Consider the following 26567-nt stretch of genomic DNA (forward strand, 5'->3'; position numbering starts at 1 on the left):
GGGCGCGGCAGCGAGGATCTACGCTTGGCAACACATGCGGCATATACGGTGTTCCAGGGACGCGCGGGCGATCACAACGATCTTGCCATGCCGGGAGCCAAGGCCATCGGCGATGCCCTGGCGAAGCGCACGGGCGTCTTGCCCGTCGTCATCGGCAAGCCGCAGCCCGCCTTGAATGTGGGCTGGCGCGAAGAGCTGGACGCGGCGATGCCTGCGCTGCAGGCGATGCAGGCGCGGCTCGACGAGGTGTTTTCAAGCGGCGCCTACTCCGTTGCGGCGACCAGCCGGTGCGCCGTTTCGCTGGCCACGCTTCCCGCCGTGGCAAGGCATCATCCGTCGGCTTGTATCGTCTGGTTCGATTCCCACGCCGACCTGAACACGCCCGAGGCCTCGGCGACGGGCTATCTGGGCGGGCTGGCGCTGGCGGCTCCATCCGGGCTCTGGCAATCCGGCCTGGGCTCGGGCTTCGGGCTCGACCAGATCGTGCTCGTGGGCCAGCGCGATATTGATCCCTTCGAGCAGGACCTGATCGACACTCACGGCATCCCGCACATCAAGCCCAAGTACGATCTCGCCATGCGCCTGCGCGCGGCGATCTCCGGTCGGCCGGTCTACGTGCATCTTGATTGCGACGTCCTGAACCCTGGCATCGTGCCCACCGACTATGTCCATGACGGCGGATTGTCGCTCGATGACCTCAGGGATTGCTGCGACGTGATTGCCGAGCATGAACTCATCGGCATCGAGATTGCCGAGTTCCAGAATTCCTGGACAGCCGGCGGCGAGCCCGTCTCGCCCGAACCGCTGCTCGATGCCCTGGCGCCGATCCTGTCCAGGCGTTGACACCGCACCTGCCACTGCGCTGGTCCGACGTCACGTCATGGCCCGGACCGCCGCCTCTCACCTCTCCGATGTCGCATCAGGCGCGCCGCCCTTGCCCAAGCTGATGACCGGCTCCATGGCGTCGAAGGCACTGGGTGGCAGGTGACACTTGATCTGGTGGCCGCTGCCGAGTTCGCGCACCGGCGGCACCTGGGTTTCGCAGAGATTGCCCGGCACCTGGCTCTTGTAGCGGCAGCGGGTTTGGAACGGGCAGCCCGATGGCGGGTTCATCGCCGAGGGGATGTCGCCTTCGAGCACGATGTGCTTTTTCACCACCGACGTGTCGGCGATCGGGATCGCCGACAGCAATGCCTCGGTATAGGGGTGGTAGGGCGGCGAGAATATCTGGTCGGTCGTGCCCTGCTCGACGATATGGCCGAGATACATGACCACGACGCGGTCGGCGATGTAGCGCACCACGCTGAGGTCGTGGCTGATGAACAGCATGGTGGTCTTGGACCGCCGCTGGATGTCCATCAACAGCTCGGTGACCGCCGCCTGCACGGAGACGTCGAGCGCCGAGACAGGCTCGTCGGCGACCACGACACGGGCATTGCCGGCGAAGGCGCGCGCGACGCCGATACGCTGCTTCTGCCCGCCCGACAGCTGTCGCGGCATGCGCTCGGCGAAAGCGCGCGGAAGCTTCACGAGGTCGAGCAGCTCCAGCATGCGCTGCTTGCGCTCGCCGGCATTGCGGCCGACCTTGAATTTTTCCAGCGTGCGGATGATCTGCGACCCCACCGAATGGCTGGGGTTCAGCGTGTCGAACGGGTTCTGGAACACCATCTGGATCGACGAGACGGTGTCGACGTCGCGATCTTCGATGCCGATCGACTGGATTTCCTTGTTGCCGAGCAGCACCTTGCCCGAGCTTGCGGTCTCGAGACCGAGCAGCACCTTGGCGAGCGTCGACTTGCCGCAACCGGATTCGCCGACGATGGCGACAGTCTCGGATTCGCGGGCCTCGAAGCTGATGGTCTCGTTGGCCTTGACCACCCTGCCCTCGCTCGAGCCGAACACCTCGCTGCCGCCGACGCGATAGTATTTCTTGAGGTCGTCGATCTTGAGCACGGGCGCGCCCGGCTCGACCGGCTCCTGCGCCTTCTTGGCGCCGGGGGGCAGCGCTGCCCAATCGATCTCGTTGAAGCGCACGCAGCGGCTGACATGGCCGTCATGGCCGGCAACCGGGATCATCGGGATCTCGTCGGCGTTGCACAGCCCCTCGACGAAATGGTGGCAGCGCGGGCCGAAATTGCAGCCCTTCGGGCGCTGGTGCGGCAAGGGCAGCTGGCCCGGGATGGCGACCAGCGGCCGCGAATTCTTGTCTGCGCCCGGCAGCGGGATCGAACGGAATAGCCCTTGCGTATAGGGGTGCCGCATGCGGTCGAACACGTCCTTGATCGAGCCGGACTCGACCGCCTCGCCGGAATACATGACCGTGATGCGGTCGCAGGTCTCGAGGATCAGGCCGAGATTGTGCGACACGAAGATCATCGAGGTGCCGAACTGCTTGCCGAGCCCCTTGACCAGTTGCACGATGCCGGCTTCGACGGTGACGTCGAGCGCGGTCGTCGGCTCGTCGAGCAGAAGCAGCGCCGGCTTCGACAGCAGCGCCATGGCGATGACGATGCGCTGCTGCTGGCCGCCGGACAGCTGGTGCGGATAGGACCGCATCATGCGCTCGGGGTCGGGCAGCTTGACTGAGCGCACCATTTCGAGCGCTCTGCTGTAGGCCTCGTCCTTTGACACCTTGTCGTGGATCATCGGCACTTCCATCAGCTGCTGGCCGACCTTCATGGCCGGGTTCAGGCTGGCCATCGGCTCCTGGTAGATCATGGCGATCTTGTTGCCGCGGATGGAGCGCAGCTCATCCTCGGACATGTCGCCCATGTCCTTGCCCTGGAACTTGATGCGGCCGCCGACGATCCTGCCGATGTTGGAGAGGTCGCGCATGATGCCGAGCGAGACGGTCGACTTGCCGCAACCGCTCTCGCCGACGATGCCCATCGCCTCGCCCGGCATGACGGTGCAGGAGAAGTCCATGACGGCAGGGATTTCGCCGGCGCGGGTGAAGAAGGAGATGGAGAGGTTCTCGATCTCGAGGATGGGTTCGGCGGGAGTTCGAACTGCCTCATTCATGGGTCGCTCCTTCTCGCATTGCCGGTTCAGGTCGCGTTCCTTCGCGCCCCCCTCTGTCCTGCCGGACATCTCCCCCACGAGAGGGGAGATTGGCTGTCAGCTCCGCTCTCGCCAATCCCCAACGTCGCAGGACTGGTGCCAAGACCGCGGCCGGCTGATCTCCCCCCATGTGGGCGAGATGTCCGGCAGGACAGAGGGGGGCAACGTAGCGCACTGACATCCTCAATCCTTCATCGACTGTTCGCGCAGCGCGTCGGCGAGCAGGTTCAGCCCGAGCACGAAGGACATCAGCGCGATCGTCGGCGGCAGCGCGGGGTGGATGAAGGAGCGCAGCAGGCGGCTGGCGTCCTTGATCGCCGTGCCCCAGTCGGGGCTTTCGGGCGCGAGGCCGAGGCCGAAATAGCCGAGCGTGCCGAGCAGGATGGTGGTGTAGCCGATGCGCAGGCAGGCATCGACGATCAGCGGCCCGCGCGCATTGGGCAGGATCTCCCACAGCATGATGTACCACGGGCTTTCGCCGCGGGTCTGGGCGGCGGCGACGTAGTCGCGCGTCTTGATGTCCATGGTGAGACCCCGGACGATGCGGAACACGCCCGGGCTGGAGGCAAAGACGACGGCGACGAAGATGTTGAGCTGGTTGGGGTCGATGGCCACGATGCCGAGCGGATCGGCGTTGAAGACGAGGCCGGCATAGATCCAGCCGCCGATGACGAGCGTCAGCCCGACCAGCAGATAGAGCCGCTCCGGCCGTGCCTTGAAGCGCGTGTAGAACAGCACCGTGAAGAAGATGATCGGGAACAGGAAGAACACGCCCGCCAGCGCATAGGGGATCGGCGTGTCCATGATGCCCGGCGTGACCAGCAGGTAGAACAGAAGGATGACCGGGAAGGCCAGCACGAGATTGGCGAGGAACGACAGGATCGCATCGATCCGGCCGCCATAATAGCCCGCCGGCAGGCCGAGCGTGATGCCGACCATGAGCGCGAACGCGGTCGCGGCCGGTGCGATGATCAGCACGATCTGGCTGCCGAACACCATGCGCGAGAACACGTCGCGGGCGAGCTTGTCGCCGCCGAAGAGGTAGATCTGCTTGGATGCCGGCTCGATGGCGCCAGGCAGTGCGTCCTTCATGATCGGGATCTGGCTGAGCGGATCGAAGGGCGCGATGCGGGCAGCGAAGATCGCCGTGAACAGCCAGAAGAAGCAGATCAGCACGCCTGATATGCCGACGCCTGAATCATAGAGCTGGCCGTAAAGGCCGAGCTTGCGGCGGAAGTTGAAGCTGGCGCCCATGACGATCGCCATGGCCAGCCACACCGGCCAGAAGCGGGCGAGCACGCCCAGGAATATCTGGAAGGCGCCGATATATTCGATCTGCATGCGGCGCGCTCCCTATTGAACCCTGATGCGTGGATTGAGGTAGGCGTAGCCGATGTCGGAGATGAGCTGGGTGATCAGGACGATGAACACCGAGACCAGCGAGCAGCCGAGCAGAAGGTCGATGTCGTTGTTGCCGGCGGCCTCGACCAGCGTGTAGCCAAAGCCCTGGTAGCGGAACATCACCTCGACGATGACGACGCCCGTGAGCAGCCACGGGAACTGCAGCATGATGACGGTGAACGGCGCGATCAGCGCATTGCGCAACGCATGCTTGATGACGACGCTGGAGAAGCTCAGGCCCTTCAGCCGCGCGGTGCGGATGTATTGCTGCGTCATCACCTCGACCATCGAGGCGCGCGTCATGCGGGCGATGTAGCCGATGCCGTAGATGGCGAGCGTCATGACCGGCAGGGTGAAATTGTAGAAGGTGATGCCCTGGCTTGCGGAGGCGGCAGAGCCGTTGAGCCAGCCGAGCCACGAGGCGAAGATGACGGTGAAGATGACGCCCGAGACATATTCTGGCGTCGCCGTCGTCGCGATCGAGGCGATCGACAATGTGCGGTCGGTGCGTGAGCCCTCGCGCATGCCGGCGAGGATGCCGATGAGAAGCGCTATCGGCACCATCGTCGCCAGCACCCAGAACATCAGAATGCCCGTGGCGCCAAGGGCCGGGAACAGCTTCACCGCAACCGGTGTCTTGAACTTGGTCGAGCAGCCGAAATCGCCCTGCAGGATGCCCGAATAGGTCGGCACCGCAGCCTCGTTGCAGAAGCGGAAGCGCGGCACCGCCTGGCCGGAGGCCGGGTCGATGTTGGGCTGCTTCTGGACGACGCCGAGCCATTGGCCGTAGCGGATGAAGAAGTTCTGCCGATAGCCGTTGCGCTGCAGCCAGCTTTCCAGCTGGTCGGAGGTGGTGCGCATCTCGGTCTGGCTGATCGCCAGCTTCTTCAGGTTCGGCTCGAGATTGATGAGGAAGAACACCACGAGCGTCAGGCACAGCATGGTGAGTGCCATGGTGCCGAGGCGGCGCATTATGAAGGATAGCATTGGCGTCCCCTGCCTTTGTGGGTTTGGGGTCCGTGGTGGCGATCAACCCTGTTGCGGAAAGGAGGAGGAGCGGAAGCCGCCCCTCCCCGATTGGCCACCCAGGCTTACGCCTTGAGCCACACCTTGCCGTAGTCGTGCTCGAAGGTCGGGTGCATGCCCCCGCCCTGAACGGCTGCGACCGAGTGGTTGTAGAGCTTGCGCCAGAACGGCTGGATGATGATGCCGGAATCCTGCAGCGTCTGCTCGATGTCCTTCATCATCTCCTTACGCTTGGCGACGTCGGCAACCGCGAGCGCCGCGTTGAGCTTCTTGTCCCATTCCGGGTTCGACCAGGCGCTTTCGTTCCAGGCTTCACCGGTGCGATAGGCCAGCGCCAGAACCTGCACGCCGAGCGGGCGCATGTTCCAGTTGGTCATCGAGAACGGGTACTTGGTCCAGTCGTTCCAGAAGGTCGAACCGGGCAGGACGGTGCGCTTGACCTTGATGCCGGCCTCGCGCATCTGCGCGGCGATGGCGTCGCCGGTGTTCTTGTGCCAGTCCTCGTCGACCGTGATCAGCTCGTGCTCGAAGTCGGCGTGGCCGGACTCTTCCATCAGCTTCTTGGCTGCCGCGATGTCGCGGGTCTGCTTCGGCAGCTCGAAATATTCGGGATGGATCGGCGCGACGTGGTGGTTTTCGGCGACCGCGCCGGCATTGCCATAGCCGAGCTGCAGCACCACAGCGTTGTCGACTGCCTTGTGCAGGGCCTGGCGGACCTTCTGGTCGTCATAAGGCTTGTTGTTGACGTTGGTGCGGGCAACGATGGTCGCAGCGGTGACGACTTCCGACTTCACCAGGCCGAGACCGTCGAGGATCGACACGTAGTCGGCCGAGGTTTCGAAGTTGGTGTGCACTTCGTTGGCCTCGAAGGCACTGACCATGGCGGCCGGGTCGGTGCCGTAGTCGATCAGCTCGACGCCGTCGAGATAGACATCGCCGTTCCACCACTTGTTGTCTTCACGGCGCTTGTAGACCACCTTCTGGCCGACATCGTAGGAGACGAGCTCGAACGGGCCGGTGCCGATCGGGCAGGCTTTGAAGTCGCCGCCCTTCTCGTCAAAGGCCTTGTGGACGATGAGGCCGGGATAGTCGGTCAGGTTCGGGATGATGGCGATGTCGGACGTGGTCAGCTTGAGCTTGACCGTCGCGTCGTCGACCTTCTCGATCGAGCCTTCGCGCAGCTTGCCGGTCTTCTCGTCGACCAGGCTGCCGAGGCGGCCCGGCATCGAATTGCCTTCGGCGCTCTTGTCGGCCCAGCGGGTGAAGTTGAAGATCACGTCGTCGGCGGTGAACGGATCGCCATTCGACCAGGTCACACCAGGACGGACGTGCAGGACGTATTCGGTGGCGTCGTCGTTCACTTCCCAGCTTGCGAGCAGATAGGGCTCGAAGGTGTATTTGGCGGTGTACTTGACCAGCGGCTCGAGCGCCTGGCGCTCGGCATTGGCGATTTCGGACCAGTCGGCCTTGCGCGGATCCTTGGGATCCTTGATCCACTGCGCAACCTTGAGCACGCCGCCCTTGGTCGGGGTTTCCTGCGCCTGGGCCTCCATCGGGACGGAGAGGCCGATCATGCCGTAAGCCATTGCGGCGCTGGCGCCGAAGGTGGTCGCCATCGCCAGGAATTCGCGACGGTCCATCTTGCCGTTGACGACCTCGCGCGCCAGCTCACGGATGTGGCCGGGCACAACGTCGGAGTTGCTTTTGTAGAATGTCATTTCCGTCTCCCATTGTTTTGGTCTTTGACGCTACAATTCCGCATCCTATTGCCGTTGTCAAAACGGTTGGATGTCGACGTTCCCGAAGCCAAGTCTGCAATTTTGGGAGAGGTGCAGTTCGCGTGATTCCGACAGGATTGACGCAAAAACGCTAATGGTCGCCGGATTCATCTGAATCTTCGACGCTGCGTAAGCTGAGCACGCCGCAGACCCCGGCGACAGGGCCACGGCCGCGCCGCAATGATGTCAGCAAAGGTTAGAGGTCAGGCCAAAGCGTCGTGGATTGCGGCATAGCTTGCCCAAAAAATGTGCGCTTTCAACGTGTTAAGGCACACGCCAATATGGCGGAAAACTAATATTCTTTTTCGTAGAAGATACCGCCCTTGGCCTCGCCCGCATCGGTCGCCTGGCCGCGCAGCTTGACGCCGCGACCGACACTGAGGTCGATCGTGGCCTTGCCCGAGCCCGGCTGGTCGCCCTTTTCGATGGACAGGTAGGTGCGGTCGTTGAGGTATTTTCCGACAGCGACCGAGGTGTCGCCCTTGTCGTTGGTGCGGATGTCCAGATCGTCGACGCCGAGCGTGGCGCGCAGGCTCGACAGAAGCGACGTCGAGCCGCCGATGCCGGCCATCTGGGCTGCCGCATCCGCGAGCTGGGCGATCTGCAGCGGCGACAGGTTGGACATCGAGCGGCCGAAGATCAGGCGCGCCAGCACCTCGTCTTCCGGCAGCGCCGGCACCGACGAGAAGGAGAATTTCGGATTGTTGGCCTGCCCCGTGATGCCGATGGTGACGGTGGCGTCGCTGGCCGTGGTTTCGGCAGCGAAGTTGATCGTCGGCACCAGCGAACCGGCGAAACCGACCGAGCCGGAGGTGAAGTTCAGGCGCTTGCCAAGGATCGACAGGCGGCCGCGCCGAAGCGTGAACTCGCCCATGGCCTGCGGCGATGCCGACGAACCGGTGAGGCGCAGCGAGCCGCCGAGCTCGGCGTCGAGGCCGCGGCCCTGGACGAAGATCTGGTTCGGGGCGTTGACGGTGATGTCGAGGGTCAGCGCACCGCTGCCGCCGCTGGCCTTTTCGGCCGGGCGCATGGCGTCCTGCTGGATGATGACGGCCTTGGGGGCGTTCTTGTGCTTGACGTCGACCGCGCTCAGCGCGCCCGGGAATTTTTCGGGGATGCTGATGACGGTGCGGGCGAGATTGATCGTGCCCGACAGCACGGGCGCAGAGAGCATCGGCCCCTTGATGGCGATATCGCCGCCGAGATTGGCGGTGACCACGCGGCCGTCGGTGTAGCGGCCGTCGGTCAGCTTGATCGAAATGTCGGCCGGAAAACCCTGCGCGGCATCGGTGCCGACGGTGCCGCTGGCGGTGAGCTGGCCGCCGGTCGACAGATTGCCGGTCAGGCGGTTGATGCGCGCCACGCCCTGCGCCATCGAGACGTCGAGATTGATGTCGTTGATGGCAAGGCCCATCTGCGCTGCCAAAAGCCGCGCGCCCGAGGCGCGGACGCTGCCGCCGATGACGGGCGAAGACGCCGGACCGCGAACCTGGACGCTGACATCGGCCGTCCCGGTCAGCTGCATGCCTTGCGCCGCCAGCGTGCGGGTCAGGAATGCGAATGGCACGGGGCCGGAGAAATTGAGGTCGAGCGCGACAGGTGCATTGGTGACGACAGTGCCGCCGCCGCGCAGAGCGAGCCCCGTCCCGTCGGTGATGGCAGACTGGAAGGTCAGCCTGCCGCCGGCAAAGGTGCCGTCGGAGGCGATGTTCATCGGCCCGAAGCCGGCGCCCGTGGTCTGCGAGGTCGCGGCATTCGCAACCTTGAGGTCGTAGCCGACGGTCGGATTGGCGGCGGCGCCCGAAACCTTGACCGTACCCGAGATCGAGCCGGCCGCACCGAGGCCCGGCGAGAAGGAATTGGCAAGCGACGCCGGCACATTGGCAAGCGCCACATCGAGGTTGAGGGCAGCGCCCGCGGTGCCCGAAACGGTCGCCGTGCCGCCCCCGAGATTGAGCGCCAGCCTGTCGAGCGTGGTGGTGCCGCCTGCGATCTGCACCGTCGTCGGACGGGCGATGGCAGCCTTGATGCCGCGCATGACAGCTTCGCCCGAGGCGAGTTCGATGGTGGTCGTGCCGCCGCCGACCTTGAGGCGGCCGGACGCCTTTGCCGGAATATCGGCAACGGTCGCGCCGCCCGAGAAGCCGGTCCACTCACCGTCGCGCTTGAGATCGACGGCGATGCCGGAAATGACGGTCTTGCCCGAGGTGACCGACTTTGCCTTGACCGAGCCGGAGATGGCCGGCGCCTTGAGATAGTTCAGCACGTCGGCGCTGACGGCGACCGAATTGGCGGCGAGGTCGCCGCGCCTGAGCTGCGCCGTATTGAGCTCGACCTTGACCTGCGGGGTGTCGCCGGAGCGGGTGAAATCGATGCGGCCGCGGATGTCGCCCTCGGCCTTTTCCAGGGCGAGTGCCGCCAGCGGGCCGATGTCGGGCATGTCGATAGTGATCGTGCCGATCGGCACGAAACCCTTGTCGAGCACCAGGTCGCCGGACAGCTTGTTCTGGCCGAGCGACAGCGACAGGCCCTTGATCTGGCTGGTGCCGTCTGATGTGGCGAGCACGGCGTTGCCGGCAAGCTTCTGGCCCGCGACATTGCCCGAAAGCGCGACATTGGCGGCCGGACTGGCCGGATCGACCTTGCCCGACGCGGTGAGGTTCAGCCCGGTGATCTCGCGCGCCGCCGCCTCGATGCGGTCGCTGGTGACCGTCAGCGACACGTCGGGCGCGGTTCGCGCGCCCTTGGCGGTCAAGGCGAAGTCGATGGAGCCCTTGGCGTCCTTCGACAGCAGCGAGATGTCGGCGAAGGAGCCCTTGAGATCGGCGTCGATCTCGCTGCCCTTCACGCGCGCCGTGCCCTGCGCCTTGAGCGCGCCTGAGGTCAGCTCGATGGCGTTCGCAGCAAAGCTGCCTTCGGCGTCGCGGCTCGCGGTCGCCGAGAACTGGGTGCGGTCGGCGAGCGCGATGCGCACGCCTGAAGGCAGCGCGTTGGAGGCGACGTCGGCCTTGAGGCCGAGCTCCAGCGACATGTCGACCAGATTGAGCTTGGCGTTCAGCGAACCGTTGAGTGCATCGCTGCGGATGGTGCCCTGGTCGACGACGACCTGATCCTTGCCGACGGAACCGGCCATGTCGACGGCGACGCGGCCGGCGACCAGCGGGGCAAGCGTGGCGACATCGGTCTTGAGTTCGGCAGCCCCCAGCTTGATCGAAATCGGACCGCTGCGGTTGGCGATGTCGAAGCCGTCTGAATGGGCGGAGGCTGCGATGTCGCGCAGCTCGGTGTTGCCGGCGATGACCGACACCAGCGCAGCACTGAAATCGACCGCCGGCGCCTTGCCGTCGCCAAAGGCGCGCAGGTTGGCGGCGTTGACGGCGACGGTGACCGGCTGGGCGTCGCTGCCGAGGCTGAGCACGATCGGCCCTTCATTGGCCTTGACGTCGAGCGACAGGTCGGCGGCGCCCTCGGGGTCGAGCGAGCCCGCCGCATTGGCCGTAAGTGCGGTGCTGGCGACCGTGGCGCGCTCGATGTCGATGCCGCCCGATGTCGTGCGGGTGCCGGCGATGTCGAAGGTGGTGTTGCCGGCGAGAAGCGGCTTCAGCATCGCCGGCAGGAAATCCTCGAACGCGCCGTCGCCCTTGGCTGAAATGACATTGCCCTTGTCGGTCAGCTGGTGCGTACCCGAGATGCGGGTGATGACATTGCCGTCGACGGCGAAGGTGCCGTTGCCGCTCCAGTCGGCCAAGGGCCCCTCGCCCGACACCACCAGCTCGACCGCCGGCTGGTTGGGCAGCTTCAGGATGTTGGCGATGATGCCGCCAGCGGGCTCGTCGGCGCGAATGTTGAGCGTCAGCCGGTTTTCATCGGGCGCAAAGGCGATGTCGGCGTCGACGGTGCCCTGCTTGCCGTCGCTGCGGGCGACGTTGAGCCTGGTCTCGATGCCGAGCGGCGAGCCGCCGGCCTTGAGCATACCCTTGGCCGCGAGTTCGGCGATGCCGGTGCCCGCGAGCGCCTCGCCGAGCGCGATTTCGGGCAGGTCGATCTGCCTGATGTCGAGCGCCACCGGCAGCGACAGGCCGCCGCTGCTCGGTTTTGCCGGCTGCGTGCCGGGTTTGGGCAGCCGCGCAACCTCGATGCGGTCGACAGCGATCCGGTCGGCGCGGAAGGTGCGGGTAAGCAGCGCCAGCGGCGACCAGTCGACGGAGACGCCACGCAAGGCGAGCCAGGCCCCTTCCCTGTCCTCGATGACGAGGTTGTCGAGCGTGAGGTTGCCAGACCAGATGCCGTTGAGGCCGCCAAGCCTGATTTTCTGGTCTTCGCTCGAGGCGACCGTCGAGATCAGCCCGGCGAGGTTTTCGCGGCCCTTGGAGGTCAGCGTGAAGACGCCGAGCGCGCCGGCCAGAAGGGCCACGACCACCAGGAGGGCGATGGCAAGAACGCGCAGGATTTTCTTCAGCATGACCATTTGGATCAGAAGGCCTGGCCGACGCCGGCATAGATGCCGTAGCGCGGATCGCCCGGTTCCGGATTGAGCGGCATGGCGACGTCGACGCGCAGCGGGCCGAACGGCGTGAGGTAGCGGACGCCGATGCCGGCGCCGACCTTCACCTTGCCGAAGTCGGGGAACTGGCTGGTCGAGACGGTGCCGGCATCGATGAACGGCACGATGCCGATCTTGTCGTTATAGGCATAACGCATCTCGATCGAAGTCTCGGCATAGGACAGGCCGCCGGTCGGCTTGCCGTCGGTGTGCGGGCCGATGCCCTGGTAGGAATAGCCGCGCACCGAGCCGCCGCCGCCGGCATAGAAGCGCCGGTCGGCCGGCACGTCCTCGAGGCCCGCGCCAAGGATCGAGCCCATGGCGACACGGCCGGCGAGCACGAAGCGGTTGTTGGAGTCGATCCCGTAATAGGCCGAGCCCTCGCCCTTGAGCTTGACGAACATGTTGCCGTTGAGGGCGTCGTAGGTCGGCTCGGCATAGGCGAGCGCGCGGAAGCCGCGCGTCGGGTTCAGCTTGTCGTCGCGGTTGTCGTAGACATATTGCAGCGGCAGGCTGACCAGCAGGTAGCGCTTGCCGTCGGGATTGAGCGCGTCCTCGACCTTGGAATAGTCGATCGCCAGCGAGCCCGAGACGGTCTGCTGCTTGGTCAGTTCGTAGGCCAGGCCGACATTGCCGGCGATGGAGAAGCGGTCATAGGCGTCCGGGTGCTCGGCGACCGCCTTGACGTTGGCGAAGAACTTCGATGCCGGGCCGATGACGCCAGGCTTCTCGAACATGATGCCGGCATTGTAGTTGAGCTTGCCGATTTCGGAGACGTCGCCGATGCGGCCGATGGAGCCGCCGATGCGCAGTTTCTCGGCCCGGCCGAACAGGTTGCGATGGCCCCAGTACCCCTCGATACCGGCGCCCTCGGTGTTGGAGAAGGTGGCGCCGGCGCCGAAATAGCGCATCTTGCGCTCGCTGACGCGCACGTCGATGGGGATCTGGCCGGCGGCGTTGAGCGCTGCCGCCTCCGAGATCGTCACGCTGGAGAACACCTCGAGCCCGAGCAGGCGGTTGCGGGCGTCGTCGATTTCCTTTGGCGAATAGGTGCGGCCGGGCTCCAGCCCGGTCATGTAGACGGTGAAATCGCGGTCGACGAGTTCGGTGCCCTCTACGGTGGTCTGCCCGTAGCCGGCAATCGGCCCGGCAGCGACGTCGAGGGTGACGTCGAGCGTCGTCGTCGCATGGTCGGCAACGATGGTGCGGCCGGTGACGGTGGCGAGCGGACGCCCCTCCTCCTTCAGCCGCCGCACGATGCCGGCCTCGGCCTTGAGGATGGCATCGGACGAGGCGTCGCCGCCGGCGATCAGGCCGTAGTCGGCGCCCATGATGCCGGCGGCATCGCCCTTGAGCACGATGTCGCCAAGGGTGAATTTCGAGCCCGGATCGATGGTGACCGTGACCGGGATCGGCTGCTGGCCGGAAAAGACCGCGTCTGGCTGGAGATCGTCGAGGCGCTGGCCGGCAATCGAGATGTTGACGACGCCGTCATAGCGGGCATTGGAGAAGAGCGCGGCGACCAGCCGCTCGCGGTCGTTGCGCGCCTTGGCGAGCAGGCCGAGCGAGCCGGACACCGGACGATCTTCCTCGCTCTTCAGCAGCGAGGCGTTTTCCAGCGCCTTGGTGAGGTCGTCGTCGCCGCCGACCACCTCGAAGGTGACGGCATAGTCGAGCGGATCGACGACGTCGGGATCCTCCTCGTTCTCTGAGCCCCAGAGCCTGATGCCGAAGATCTTGAAGGCCATGGCCTGCTCGGTCTGCACGGCAAGCAGAGTGGTCGACAACAGCATTGCCGTCGCCGCGCGCCAAAGCACGCGAGCGCTGACAGAACTGTCGAATCCACGCATACGCCGCACAAACATCAAGCCAAACTAACCTCCAATCCTAAAATTGAAATGAAGTTTTCGAGTTTTCGTAAAGCAGCCACAATCGATATGTCAGATTTCGTTGGGTGAATGAATGACAGCCGGGATAGGGATGCGGGTGTATTCATGGGGGCGATCCGCATGGTCGGGCAATACCATGCATGGCTTCCGAAACAAGCGACAACCTTGGCGGGCATGTGCCCGCCGGCTTCCGTATGGCCTTTGCGGGACCGGGGCCGGGCGTCCGAAGCGACGCACAAGAACGTTCTAAACTATTGAATCTGCGCGTCGCTTTCCGAAAACCGATTCCGGTTTCCGGGCCGATGCGCTAGCCTGAGCGCAGGTTGAACAGCGACTGAGCTGTCGGAGGGTATGATGATACGTGCGGCGCGCGCTTTTCCATTGTTGGTGATTCTGCTTCTTGCCTGGACCTTCGGCGCCATGGCGCAGAGCCGGCATGTAGTGACCAGCGACAATGGCGACTATTTCGGCTTCGACCTGCGCTCGGAGCAGAACGTCACGCTCGACCAGTGCCAGACGACATGTCTCGGCGACCAGGCCTGCCGCGCCTTCACCTACAACACCAAGGCGAAATGGTGTTTCCTCAAGTCCGACTTCGCCGTTCTCAAGCCCTTCACCGGCGCTGTCGCCGGAAAGGTCGTGCCGATCAGCGGCGATCCCGACATCGGCGCCCCAGCCGAGCTGTCCTTCTTCCCGGCCTCGATGGTCGAGGAAGCCCGCCAGTTCCGCAACGGCCTGACCGCCAATGGCGTCGTCAACCCGGACCTCGGGCTGGCAGCACTTACGGACGCCGGCGAAACCGCCCTGCAGTCGAATGACGGCCAGACCGCGATGCAGAAGTTCCGCGCCGCAGCCATCATCCTGCCTGACGACACCGCGATCTGGATCAGGCTCGCCCGCGCCGTGCAGATCGCCTCGCCCAACAACGGCGACGAAACGGCTACCCTGCCGCGCGACAGCACCTCGACCGCCTACAACGCCTATCTCCTGTCGCGCACGGCCGCCGACCGGGCAGAAAGCCTGACGCTTCTGGCGCGCGGGCTCGACAAGCGCGACATGTTCCGCCCGGCCCTACGGGCCTATGAGGCGAGCCTGGCGCTCGACAATTCCGCCTCGGTCCGCGCCGAATACGAAGACCTCAAGGCGCGAAAGGGCTTCCGCGTCGTCGAGCACAGCATCGATGCCGACACCAGTTCGCCGCGCGTCTGCGCCCAGTTCTCCGAGGCTCTCGTCAAGACCGGCGTCGACTATGCGCCTTTCGTCACCGTCGACGACCAGGCGCCCAAGGGCATCGAGGCCAAGGACCAGCAGATCTGCGTGGAAGGTCTGGAGCACGGCAAGCACTACCGCGTCACCTTCCGCCCCGGCCTGCCGGCGGCAATCGGCGAGGTGCTGACCGCGCCCGTCGTGCTGTCAGTCTATGTCCAGGACCGTGGGCAGTCGGCCCGCTTCACCGGCGACAGCTTCGTCTTGCCCTCGACCGCCCGCCGCGGCATTCCCGTCGTCACCGTCAACATGGCCGTGGCCGACATGAAGCTCTTCCGCGTCGGCGACCGCTCGCTGGCCCAGCTTCTGTCCGGCTACCAGTTCCTGCGCCAGCTCGACGGCTATGATCTCTCCAACATCTCCGACCAGATGGGCACGCCCGTCTGGGAAGGCCAGCTGGCGATTGCCAACGAGCTGAACAAGGAGGTGACGACCTCCTTCCCTGTCGACGAAGCCCTGCCCAACCGCAAGCCCGGCGTCTATGTGCTGACGGCACAGGCGGTCGACGACAAGAGCGACAGCTGGTCGAGCAAGGCGACGCAGTGGTTCGTCGTCTCCGACATCGGCCTATCGACCTACACCGGTGAGGACGGCCTGAACGTCTTCGCCCGCTCGCTGGCGACAGCCAAGCCGATTGCCGACACGGAACTGACCCTGCTTGCCCGCAACAACGAGGTCCTGGGCACGGCCAAGACCGATGCCGAAGGCCGTGCCACCTTCACCGCCGGCCTGACCCGCGGTGACGGCGGCATGGCGCCGGCCGTGCTGATGGCGAGCCAGGGCAGTGACGATTTCGTCTTCCTCGACATGACCCGCGCCGGCTTCGACCTGTCGGATCGCGGCGTCGCCGGCCGCGCCTCGCCAGGGGCGCTCGACGTCTATGCCTGGACCGAGCGCGGCATCTACCGCGTCGGCGAGACCGTGCATGCAGCCGCCCTTGCCCGCGACGACGCGGCCAGGGCCGCCGACAGCCTGCCTTTGACCTTCATCTTCACCCGCCCCGACGGCGTCGAGGACCGGCGCATCGTCAGCCAGGGCGGCAATGCGGGCGGCCACGCCGTCGACTTGGCGCTGTCCTCGGCTGCGATGCGCGGCACCTGGACGCTGTCGATCTACACCGACCCCAAGCAGCCGGCGGTGGCCAGCCAGATGTTCCTGGTCGAGGACTTCGTGCCCGACCGCATCGAGTTCGACCTCAGCACCGACCGCAAGGAAATCGCCGTCGGCGAGACCGCCGAGGCAACCGTCGACGGCCGCTTCCTCTATGGCGCACCGGCCGCGGGCCTTGCGCTCGAAGGCGAACTGACCCTGTCGACCAAGCGCCAGTGGGACAGCTTCGCGGGCTATTATTTCGGCCTCGCCGACGAGCAGGAAGGCGAAGCGACCCGCATTCCGCTTGATAACCTGCCTGTCGTCGGCGACGACGGCAAGGCGACCTTCCCGGTGGAGGTGGGCCAGGTGCCCTCGACCACCCGCCTGGTCAACGCCGGCCTGACGGTGCGCATGCGTGAAACCGGCGGCCGCGCCGTCGAGAAGAAGCTCGACATCGGCATCCTGCCGCAGGGCACGATGCTCGGCATTCGCCCCGACTTCTCGGGCGGCGAAGTGCCCCAGGGCGGCACGGCCAAGTTCAGCCTGATCGCCGCCCAGCCCGACGGACAGCGCACCGATCTCAAGGGCGCGCAGTGGTCGCTGGTCAAGGTCGAGCGGAACTACCAGTGGTACCGCTCCGGCAATTCGTGGAACTATGAGCCGGTGACCTTCACCAAGTCGGTGGCGTCGGGTCAGGTCGACCTCACCGCCGCAGGCGAGGCAAGCATCTCGACGCCCGTCGACTGGGGCCGCTACCGCCTCGAGGTCGAAACCGCCGACCCCGCCGGTCCGGCCACGAGCTACGAATTCGACGCTGGCTGGTATGTCTCGGCAACCTCGACCGAGACGCCGGACGGGCTCGAAGTGGCGCTCGACAAGGCGACCTACAAGGCCGGCGAAGTGGCCAAGCTCAAGGTGTCGCCGCGCTTTGCCGGCGAGCTGCTTGTGACCATCGGCGCCGAGAAGCTGCTGAAGACCGTCTCTGCGTCGATTCCGGCCGAAGGCGGCACCGTCGACATCGCCGTCGGCGACGACTGGGGCGCCGGCGCCTATGTGACGGCGACGCTCTACCGGCCCGGCGAGGCGCAGGAATCGCGCATGCCGGCCCGCGCCATCGGCTTGAAATGGCTGGCGGTCGACCCCGCCGACAAGAAGCTGAACGTGGCACTCGACCTGCCCGCAAAGACCGAGCCGCGCAAGGCGCTGTCGGTGCCGGTCACCGTCACCGGCGCCAAGGCAGGCGACAAGGCTTATGTGACGGTTGCCGCCGTCGACGTCGGCATCCTCAACCTCACCAGCTACAAGGTGCCCGACCCCGAGAACTGGTATTTCGGCCAACGCATGATGGGCCTCGAACTGCGCGACCTCTATGGCCGCCTGATCGACGGTTCGCTGGGTGCCATGGGCAAGCTGCGCACCGGCGGCGACGGTGCGGCCATGGCCTCGCAGGGCAGCCCGCCCAAGGAAAAGCTGGTCGCCTTCTTCTCCGGCATCGTCGAACTCGACGCCGACGGCAAGACGACTGTCGACTTCGACATCCCGCAGTTCAACGGCACGGTGCGCATCATGAGCGTCGCCTGGACCAAGGATGCGGTCGGCCATGCGACGGGCGACGTGATCGTGCGCGATCCGATCGTGCTGACGGCCGGCATGCCGCGCTTCATGGCCCCCGGCGACTTCGCCGAGATGACGCTCGACGTCGCCAACACCGATGCGCCGGCCGGCGAGTACACGCTGTCGGTCGACACGACGGGCGACCTCTCGACCGGTGACGCCGCCCTGCCCCAGAAACTGACACTGGAACCCGGCAAGCGCCAGACGCTGAAGATCCCGCTGATGCCGGTGACGGCGGGCACCGCCGGGCTGACCGTCCGGATTGCCAATGCCGAGGGGCTGAGCGTCGAACAGGAGCTGTCGCTGCCCGTGCGGCCCGGCCAGTTGCCGGTGACGACGCGCATGGTGGTGGACCTCAAGCCAAACGCTTCGCTGCGCATCGACAGAGAGCTTCTGGCGGCAAGCCTCCTGGAAGGCGCCCATGTCAGCGTCGGCGTGTCGCAATCGTCGGCCTTCGACGTGCCGTCGATGCTGATGACGCTCGATCGCTATCCCTATGGCTGCGCCGAGCAGACGACGAGCCGGGCGCTGCCCCTGCTTTATGTCAGCGAGCTCAGCGCCGACGCCGGCATGGCCGACGATCCCGCCCTGCGCGAACGCATCCAGGGCGCGATCTTCCGCGTGCTCAACTACCAGTCGTCGTCGGGCAGCTTCGGCCTGTGGGGGCCGGGTTCGGGCGACCTGTGGCTCGACGCCTATGTCACCGACTTCCTGACCCGGGCGCGTGAAAAGGGCTTCGACGTGCCCCAGCAGGCGATGATGCAGGCGCTGAACAACCTGCAGAACGCCATTGGCTACGACGTCGACGTCGAGGATCGCGGCTCGGAAATCGCCTATGCGCTCTATGTGCTGGCACGCAACAAGAAGGCCTCGGTCGGCGACCTCCGCTACTTCGCCGACACCAAGCTGGAAGCCTTCTCCAGCCCGATGGCGGTGGCGCAGCTGGGCGCCTCGCTCGCCCTGTACGGCGATGCGCAGCGTTCGGAAAACATCTTCAACGCGGCACTCCAGCTCGCCAAGGCAACACCCGACTTCAACTGGTATCGCTCCGACTATGGCTCGCGCCTGCGTGACGGCGCCGCCATGCTGGCGCTGGCCGCCGAGAGCAAGCCGGTGCCTTCGGTGGTGCCGGCACTGGTCAAGATGGTGGCGGCCGACCGCGCTTCGGCGAAGTGGACCAGCACCCAGGACGACGCCTGGATGCTGTTGGCGGCACGCGCGCTGAAGGCCGGCAACGAGGCGATCTCGCTCGACATCGGCGGCACCGCCCACAGCGGCGCCTATTCGCAGCGCATCGACGGCGCCGACCTTCTGGTCAACCCGGTGTCGATCGCCAACAAGGGCAAGAACCCGGTGCAGGCGGTGGTGACCACCGTGGCTGCGCCGGCCCAGCCTCTGCCTGCCGGCGGCGACGGCTTCACCATCGAGCGCACCTACTACCGGCTCGATGGCAGCGAGGCCAACGTGACGGAGGTCAACCAGAACGAGCGCTTCGTCGTCGTGCTCAAGGTCACGGAGCTCAACGACTGGCCATCGCGGATCGTCGTCGCCGACATGCTGCCGGCCGGCTTCGAGATCGACAATCCGGGGCTGGTCAACAGCGCCAGCCTGTCGAACTTCCCGTGGCTGGAGCAGACGCAGGCCGCCCATCTCGAGTTCCGCGACGACCGCTTCGTCGCCGCCATGGACAGCGACGGGGATTCGGGCCGCGAGTTCACGCTGGCCTATGTGGTGCGCGCCGTGACACCCGGCACCTATGCCCACCCGGCGGCAAACGTCGAGGACATGTACCGTCCGCAATATTCGGCGCGTACGGCCACCGGCATGATGGAGGTGAAGGCGGAATAGGATGTCTGCTTTCAGCCAAGCGGCAACGTCCCGGACAGGCTTGGCGCTGCCCCTCATCCGCCTGCCGGCACCTTCTCCCCGTGATCGGGGAGAAGGCACAGGCGGTGAGGCCGAGGTCCCCTTCGCCCCGTTGACGGGCAGAGGGCAAGGGTGAGGGCCAGCGCCATGCTCTCCGCAAGGACCACCCGCAGGATCGCCCTCTGGGCAATGGGTGCGACCGGCCTTGCCGCCCTCGCGGTCGGTGGCCTGTTTGCGCTCGACCGCGCCTTCCCGCCGCCCCTGCCCGAAAAACTGACCGTCTCGGCCGAGGTGCTCGACCGCGACGGCCAACTGCTGCGCGCCTACGCGGTTCCCTCGGGCCACTGGCGACTGGGGACAGGCCTCGACCAGGTCGACCCGCAGCTGGTGAAGATGCTGGTCGCCTATGAGGACAAGCGCTTCTGGGATCATGAGGGCGTCGATGTTCTGGCGCTCGGCCGCGCCGGCTGGCAGTTCGCCAGCAATGGCCGCATCGTCTCGGGCGGCTCGACGCTGTCGATGCAGCTGGCGCGGCTGATCGAGCCGCGCGCCGAGCGCAGCTTCGGCTCCAAGCTCCGGCAACTGGCCCGCGCGGTGCAGATCGAGCGGCGGCTGTCGAAAAAGGAAATCCTCGAACGGTATCTGACGCTGGCGCCTTATGGCGGCAATCTCGAAGGGGTGCGTTCGGCCTCGCTTGCCTATTTCGGCAAGGAGCCGAAAAGGCTGACCGTTTCCGAGGCGGCCCTGCTTGTCGCCCTACCGCAACTGCCCGAACGTCGCCGCCCCGACCGCAATCCCGGGAATGCGCAGGCCGCGCGCGACCGCGTGCTCGATCGCATGGTGACCGCTGGCGTGCTCGGCGAGAGCGAGGCCGCACGCGCGTCGCTCGAAACGGTGGCGGCGGCGCGACTGGCGCTGCCGACGCTGGCCCCGCATGCGGCAGATCTTGCGCTGCGCAACGCGCCCGGCACAGTCCGGCACCAGCTCACGCTGCGCAAGAGCGTGCAGGCAGGGCTGGAGGCCGTGGCGCGCGAGGCGGCCCAGCGGCTCGGACCGCGCATCTCGGTCGCCATGGTGATGGCTGACGCCTTGACCGGCGAGATCCTCGGCGAGGTCGGCTCGGCCAATTATCTCGACGCCTCGCGTTCGGGCTGGATCGACATGACCCGCACCGTGCGCTCGCCCGGCTCGACCCTGAAGCCGTTCATCTACGGCCTCGCCTTCGAGCAGGGGCTGGTGGCGCAGGAGACGATGATCGAGGATCGCCCCACCGATTTCCACGGCTACCGGCCCAAGAATTTCGACATGAGCTACCAGGGCGACGTGTCGGTGCGCCAGGCGCTGCAGCTGTCGCTCAACGTGCCGGCGATCCGCCTGCTCGATGCGGTCGGGCCGCTCAGGCTGACGGCGCGCTTCCGCCAGGCCGGCGTCACCCTGCAGCTGCCTCCAGGCGAAGCCCCCGGCCTCGCCATCGGCCTCGGCGGCGTCGGTGTCACCTTGCGCGACCTCGTCCAGCTCTACACCGGCCTTGCCAATGGCGGCCGCGCCAAGGTTCTCCGCGACGGTGCGGAGGCCACCACGCCCGCCCCGCTCGCCAACGGCACCATCCTCGAAGAGCAGGCCGCCTGGCAGATCGCCGACATCCTCTCGGGCGTGAAGGCGCCGGAAGGGGCGGCCAAGCGGACCATCGCCTACAAGACCGGCACCTCCTACGGCTACCGCGACGCCTGGTCGGTCGGCTATGACGGCCGCTACGTGCTCGGCGTCTGGGCCGGGCGTCCCGATGCCGGCGCGGTTCCCGGGCTTTCGGGTTATGTCTCGGCAGCCCCCATCCTGTTCGAGGGTTTTGTCCGCTCCGGCCTGCCGTCGATGCCCCTGCCCCGCGCGCCTTCAGGCGCCTTGCGCATGGCCCGGTCGGATCTGCCGGTGACGCTCGAACGTTTTTCCCCCGCCGGCCAGCTGCCGACTGTCGCTTCCGCCGTGATCACCGAGCCTGCACCGCAGATCGTTTTCCCGCCCGACGGTGCGAGGGTCGAACTCGGATCGGTGTCCGAAGGTGCAGCGCCCCTGGTGCTCAAGCTGCAGGGCGGGCGTGCCCCGTTCCGCTGGCTCGCCAACGGCAAGCCGCTCGACACGGTCGCGCGCCGCCGCGAGGCAACCTGGCAGCCCGACGGCACAGGCTATTCGACGCTGACCGTCATCGACGCCGCGGGACGGGCGGCGAGCGTCAGGGTGTTCGTCGAGTAGCGGCCCGTTTGCACGCTGCGGCAAAGGCTCCTGGTCCCCGACAGTTCCAGGCCGGGCTTGCAACCTCGTCTGTTCCCCGCCGACAGTGCCGGACATGGCGAATCGAGCAGCCGAGGGCACCAGATGATCACGAACACCGATATGTTTGCCCCGATGCTCGAGGCCGATCCAGGCTTCCAAGATGCGTGGAACACGTTCTCGGATAAATGGCGCGATCACCTGGAGCCGCCCTTTTACCTGGCGCTGAACGCACTGGCCCGGCACCTCATCGCCCGGCTTGAAGCCGGCGATACGGCAAGCTTCGATGCCGTCTTCGACGTGGTGGAGCGCTGGCATGTCGAAGGCGACGACTATGTTCGCGAGGCCGCGACAATAGGACTGCTCGAGGACCTGCAGAACACCAAACTGCATATGTCGACCGATCCGGCGGCGTTCCGCCCCTGGTTGCGCCCAGAAAGCCTGCTCTGGTGGGAAGGCGTCGAGGACTTCTGGGCCGGCCGGACACCGCTCGTCACCAAACGCGCCTGAAAGCGTGGCCGAGCCGGCGGTCGGCGTCGCTGCATGAGCGTGAACGATCCTGAACTGGACAGATCGCCAAGAGCCCATCGCTTTTGCTCGATCTCGCCGCTCCCTCATCACTTCAGCCAAACGAATGGATCGATCCGGCAGCTCAGGAGTTTTTCCGCGAGCAAAATAATTTCGCGACCAGCCGCTGGGTGGCCGAAATTTGCCCATGCGGCGCGAAATTCGGAACATTCGCCGCATCTAATTTCTACCAGTTCGATAGAGTAGAACCATATTCGAACGGAGGCGGAAATGACGACTTCACGCAGATCCATACTGCTGTCGGCCCTGATTGCGGGTGCGGTGCAGTTCGGCGGCCTGGGACTGGCTTATGCCGACACCACGCTGCTCAACGTGTCCTACGACCCGACGCGCGAGCTCTACAAGGATTACAACGCCGCCTTCGCCAAGCACTGGAAAGCCGAGACCGGCGAGACGGTGACCATCGAGCAGTCGCATGGCGGTTCGGGCAAGCAGGCGCGCGCCGTGATCGACGGCCTCGACGCCGACGTCGTCACGCTTGCGCTCGAAAGCGACATCACCGCGATCGTCGAGAAGTCGAAGAAGATCAATCCCGACTGGCGCGCCAAGCTGCCCAACAACTCCTCGCCCTACACCTCGACCATCGTGTTCCTGGTGCGCAAGGGCAATCCCAAGGCCATCAACGACTGGGGCGACCTGACCAAGGATGGCGTCCAGGTCATCACGCCCAACCCCAAGACTTCGGGCGGCGCACGCTGGAACTATCTGGCGGCATGGGCCTGGGGAAACACCGAGTTCGGCGGCGACGAGGCCAAGATCAAGCAATATATCGGCAATCTCTACGCCCATGTGCCCGTGCTCGACACCGGCGCCCGTGGTTCGACGGTGACCTTCGCCCAGCGCGGCCTCGGCGACGTGCTGCTGGCCTGGGAGAACGAGGCCTATCTGGCGCTCGACGAATTCGGCGCCGACCAGTTCGACATCGTCATCCCGCCGTCGTCGATCCTGGCCGAACCGCCGGTCGCCGTGGTCGATGCCAATGTCGATGCCAAGGGCAGCCGCAAGGTGGCCGAAGCCTATCTCTCCTACCTCTATTCGGCGGAAGGCCAGACCATCGCCGCCAAGCACCACTACCGGCCGTCCAAGCCGGACCTGGTTCCAGCGGCCGACCTGCAGAAGCTGCCTGAACTCAAGCTTGTCTCCATCGACGATCCGATTTTCGGCGGATGGGCAAAGGCGCAGCCCTATCACTTCGGTGATGGTGGTATATTCGACCAGATCTACAAGCCGGCCCAGTAAACCGAAGACCAGGACATCATGAGTATAGCTCCCGCTCAGGCGGGGTGGCGGTTCAAAAAGCCGAGCGTCATTCCGGGTTTCGGACTGACGCTCGGCTTCACGCTTGCCTACCTCACCCTCATCATTCTCATCCCGCTTGCCGGGCTCGTCTGGCGTTCGGCCTCGCTCGGCTGGACCGATTTCTTCGCCATCGCCACCGACCGCCGCACGCTGAAGGCGCTCGAGATCAGCTTCGGCACAGCCTTCATCGCGGCAGCCATCAACGTCGTCTTCGGCACGCTGGTCGCCTGGGTGCTGGTGCGCTACCGCTTCCCCGGCCGCCGCATCGTCGATGCCATGGTCGACCTGCCCTTTGCCCTGCCGACGGCCGTCGCCGGCATCGCGCTGACCACGCTCTATTCGCCGAAAGGCTGGATGGGCGCCCTGCTGGCGCCGCTCGGCATCAAGGTCGCCTACACCCCGCTCGGCATCATCATCGCACTCGTCTTCATCGGCCTGCCCTTTGTCGTGCGCACCGTGCAGCCGATCATCGAGGAGATCGACAAGGAGGTCGAGGAAGCCGCAGCCACCCTTGGCGCCAATCGCTGGCAGACCATCACCAAGGTGCTGTTTCCGGGACTGGCGCCGGCCGTCACCACCGGCTTCGCCCTGGCCTTCGCGCGTGGCGTCGGCGAGTACGGCTCGGTCATCTTCATTGCCGGCAACCTTCCTTACGTGTCGGAAATCGCACCGCTTCTGATCGTCATCCGGCTGGAGGAATACGACTACGCCGCAGCCACCGCGATTGCCGCGATCATGCTGGCGCTGTCGTTTGCCATGCTCTTCGTCATCAATCTCATTCAGGCGTGGACCCGCAAACGCTATGGCTGATCCAGAGCTCTATCCCGCCGACCAGACCCACGAGCATGCCTCGCTGGCCACGAGCGAAAGCCCGTTGGCCCGCTTCCTTGTCATGGCCGTGGCCTTCGCCTTCCTCGGCATCTTCCTGGTGGTGCCGCTGGTGGTGGTGTTCGAACAGGCTTTCGCCAAGGGCATCGGCGCCTTCCTGACTGCCGTCGGCGACCCCGACACGATCTCGGCGATCAGGCTGACGCTGCTGGTCGCCATTATCTCCGTGCCGCTCAACCTCGTCTTCGGCGTCGCCGCCGCCTGGGCCATCGCCAAGTTCGAGTTCAAGGGCAAGGCCTTCCTGATCACCCTGATCGACCTGCCCTTCTCGGTCTCGCCCGTCATCTCGGGCCTGGTCTATGTCCTGCTGTTCGGGGCGTCGAGCCTGCTCGGGCCATGGCTCAAGATGCACGGCATCGTCATCCTGTTCGCCGTGCCGGGCATCGTGCTGGCGACGATCTTCGTCACCTTTCCCTTCGTCGCCCGCGAGCTGATCCCGCTGATGCAGGAACAGGGCACCGGCGACGAGGAGGCAGCCCTTTCGCTCGGCGCCAATGGCTGGCAAACCTTCTGGCATGTGACGCTGCCCAACATCAAATGGGGCCTGCTCTACGGCGTGCTTTTGTGCAACGCGCGCGCCATGGGCGAGTTCGGCGCGGTGTCTGTCGTGTCGGGCCACATCAGGGGCCAGACCAACACCATGCCGCTGCATGTCGAGATCCTGTACAACGAATACAATGCCGTCGGCGCCTTTGCCGTCGCGTCCGTGCTCGCCGGCCTCGCGCTGGTGACGCTTGTGCTCAAAACCCTGCTCGAGCTCCGCTACGGCGCCGAGATCGCCGCCTCGCGCGGACACTGACAGAGGCAGATTGATGGAAGTTCGCGTTTCCAATGTGCGCAAGGAATTCGACCGGTTCCCGGCACTTCACGACGTATCGCTCGACATCCGTTCGGGCGAGCTTATTGCCCTTCTGGGGCCGTCCGGCTCCGGCAAGACGACGCTTTTGCGCCTGATCGCCGGCCTGGAACGGCCGACCCGCGGCACGATCTTCTTCGGCGACGAGGACGCCTCGGGCAAGACCATCCAGGAGCGCAATGTCGGCTTCGTGTTCCAGCACTACGCCCTGTTCCGCCACATGACCGTGGCCGACAATATCGGCTTCGGCCTCAAGGTGCGTCCTTCGGCCAAGCGGCCAAGCAAGGCCGATATCCGTGCAAGGGCATCGGAGCTGCTGAACCTTGTGCAGCTCGGCGGCCTGGAAAAGCGCTATCCGGCGCAGCTGTCGGGCGGCCAGCGCCAGCGCGTGGCGCTCGCCCGCGCCATGGCGATCGAGCCGCGCGTGCTTCTGCTCGACGAGCCCTTCGGCGCGCTCGACGCCCAGGTGCGCCGCGAGCTCAGGCGCTGGCTGCGCGAGATCCATGACGCGACTGGCCATACGACGATCTTCGTCACCCACGACCAGGAAGAGGCGCTCGAACTCGCCGACCGCGTCGTGGTCATGAGCCAGGGCCGCATCGAGCAGGTCGGCACCGCCGACGACGTCTACGACACGCCCAACTCGCCCTTTGTCTATGGCTTCATCGGCGAGTCGAGCTCGCTGCCGGTCAAGGTCGAGGACGGACAGGTGTGGATCGCCGACCGGCCGATCGGGCTTTCGGCGCCCGATGTGCCCGATGGCGAGGCGACACTCTACTTCCGCCCGCACGACATCGATCTGCTGGACGAATGCGGCGGCTGCATTGCCGGCACGGTTGCGGCGAGCCGCCGTGTCGCCGGCACCCGCCGCGTCGAGCTGGAGATCGGCGGCAGCCGCGAGCGCGTCGAGATCGAACTGCCCGTCAACCACCCCGCCGCCCAGAAGAGCCGGGTGACCTTCAGGCCGAAACGCTGGAAGGTGTTTCCCAAGGCAGAAAGCTGAGTGCCGGAGGGGCGGAAAACGCCCCTCGCCCGCGCGCACTGACAGGTGCATGACACCAGTTATCCGATGCGCCAGTTCCTTCACTTGAGACGGCGAGATAGGGTCAAAAACCGGACATGGTCATTTCTGCGGA

14 protein-coding genes are annotated in these 26567 nt (G+C 65.8%); 8 read left to right on the forward strand and 6 right to left on the reverse strand.

Going from position 1 to position 26567, the window contains the following annotated elements; genetic code table 11:
- Positions 1–24 precede the first annotated feature (24 nt).
- Positions 25–843 carry an arginase family protein gene (locus B015_RS0115645; RefSeq protein WP_018428660.1) on the forward strand — a complete coding sequence of 273 codons (819 nt, stop codon included), beginning with the start codon at positions 25–27 and terminating at the stop codon, positions 841–843.
- Positions 844–900: 57 nt separating this feature from the next.
- Here the strand turns inward: B015_RS0115645 and B015_RS0115650 are convergent, their stop codons facing one another.
- The 6 genes from B015_RS0115650 to B015_RS0115675 form a co-directional block, all read right to left on the reverse strand.
- Positions 901–3021, reverse strand: a complete 2121-nt coding sequence (locus B015_RS0115650) for an ABC transporter ATP-binding protein (protein WP_018428661.1) — start codon at positions 3019–3021, stop codon at positions 901–903.
- A 222-nt stretch (positions 3022–3243) separates the two neighbouring features.
- Positions 3244–4401 (reverse strand): ABC transporter permease, encoded by a 1158-nt coding sequence (locus B015_RS0115655; RefSeq protein ID WP_018428662.1) that lies wholly within the window; start codon positions 4399–4401, stop codon positions 3244–3246.
- A 12-nt stretch (positions 4402–4413) separates the two neighbouring features.
- Positions 4414–5448 (reverse strand): ABC transporter permease, encoded by a 1035-nt coding sequence (locus B015_RS0115660; RefSeq protein WP_026227332.1) that lies wholly within the window; start codon positions 5446–5448, stop codon positions 4414–4416.
- A gap of 104 nt (positions 5449–5552) precedes the next feature.
- Positions 5553–7205, reverse strand: a complete 1653-nt coding sequence (locus B015_RS0115665) for an ABC transporter substrate-binding protein (protein ID WP_018428664.1) — start codon at positions 7203–7205, stop codon at positions 5553–5555.
- Positions 7206–7557: 352 nt separating this feature from the next.
- A complete protein-coding gene (locus B015_RS0115670; protein WP_343122981.1) occupies positions 7558–11727 on the reverse strand; it encodes a translocation/assembly module TamB domain-containing protein in 4170 nt (1389 codons plus the stop codon).
- A gap of 11 nt (positions 11728–11738) precedes the next feature.
- A complete protein-coding gene (locus B015_RS0115675) occupies positions 11739–13601 on the reverse strand; it encodes an autotransporter assembly complex family protein (protein ID WP_245262188.1) in 1863 nt (620 codons plus the stop codon).
- Between the two features lie 447 nt (positions 13602–14048).
- Between B015_RS0115675 and B015_RS0115680 the strand changes: the two genes are divergently transcribed.
- From B015_RS0115680 to B015_RS0115710, 7 genes are all read left to right on the forward strand, one after another.
- Entirely contained in the window at positions 14049–19517 is a 5469-nt protein-coding gene (locus tag B015_RS0115680) for an alpha-2-macroglobulin family protein (RefSeq protein ID WP_026227334.1), read from the forward strand.
- 165 nt (positions 19518–19682) lie between these two features.
- Positions 19683–21782: a penicillin-binding protein 1C gene (gene pbpC / locus B015_RS0115685; protein ID WP_026227335.1), complete on the forward strand. Its 2100-nt coding sequence runs from the start codon at positions 19683–19685 to the stop codon at positions 21780–21782.
- Positions 21783–21905: 123 nt separating this feature from the next.
- Complete coding sequence (locus tag B015_RS0115690) at positions 21906–22310, forward strand: hypothetical protein (protein ID WP_018428669.1); 405 nt, start codon at positions 21906–21908, stop codon at positions 22308–22310.
- A gap of 288 nt (positions 22311–22598) precedes the next feature.
- On the forward strand, positions 22599–23627 hold the full coding sequence (locus B015_RS0115695) for a sulfate ABC transporter substrate-binding protein (protein WP_018428670.1): 1029 nt from the start codon (positions 22599–22601) through the stop codon (positions 23625–23627).
- 18 nt (positions 23628–23645) lie between these two features.
- Positions 23646–24497 (forward strand): sulfate ABC transporter permease subunit CysT, encoded by an 852-nt coding sequence (gene cysT / locus B015_RS0115700; RefSeq protein WP_018428671.1) that lies wholly within the window; start codon positions 23646–23648, stop codon positions 24495–24497.
- Positions 24490–25374, forward strand: a complete 885-nt coding sequence (gene cysW / locus B015_RS0115705) for a sulfate ABC transporter permease subunit CysW (protein ID WP_018428672.1) — start codon at positions 24490–24492, stop codon at positions 25372–25374. The genes cysT and cysW overlap by 8 nt, the downstream gene beginning before the upstream one ends.
- A 13-nt stretch (positions 25375–25387) precedes the next feature.
- Entirely contained in the window at positions 25388–26434 is a 1047-nt protein-coding gene (locus B015_RS0115710) for a sulfate/molybdate ABC transporter ATP-binding protein (RefSeq protein ID WP_018428673.1), read from the forward strand.
- Positions 26435–26567: the final 133 nt, after the last annotated feature.

It is taken from the genome of Hoeflea sp. 108 (assembly GCF_000372965.1).
Classification (GTDB): Bacteria; Pseudomonadota; Alphaproteobacteria; order Rhizobiales; family Rhizobiaceae; genus Aminobacter.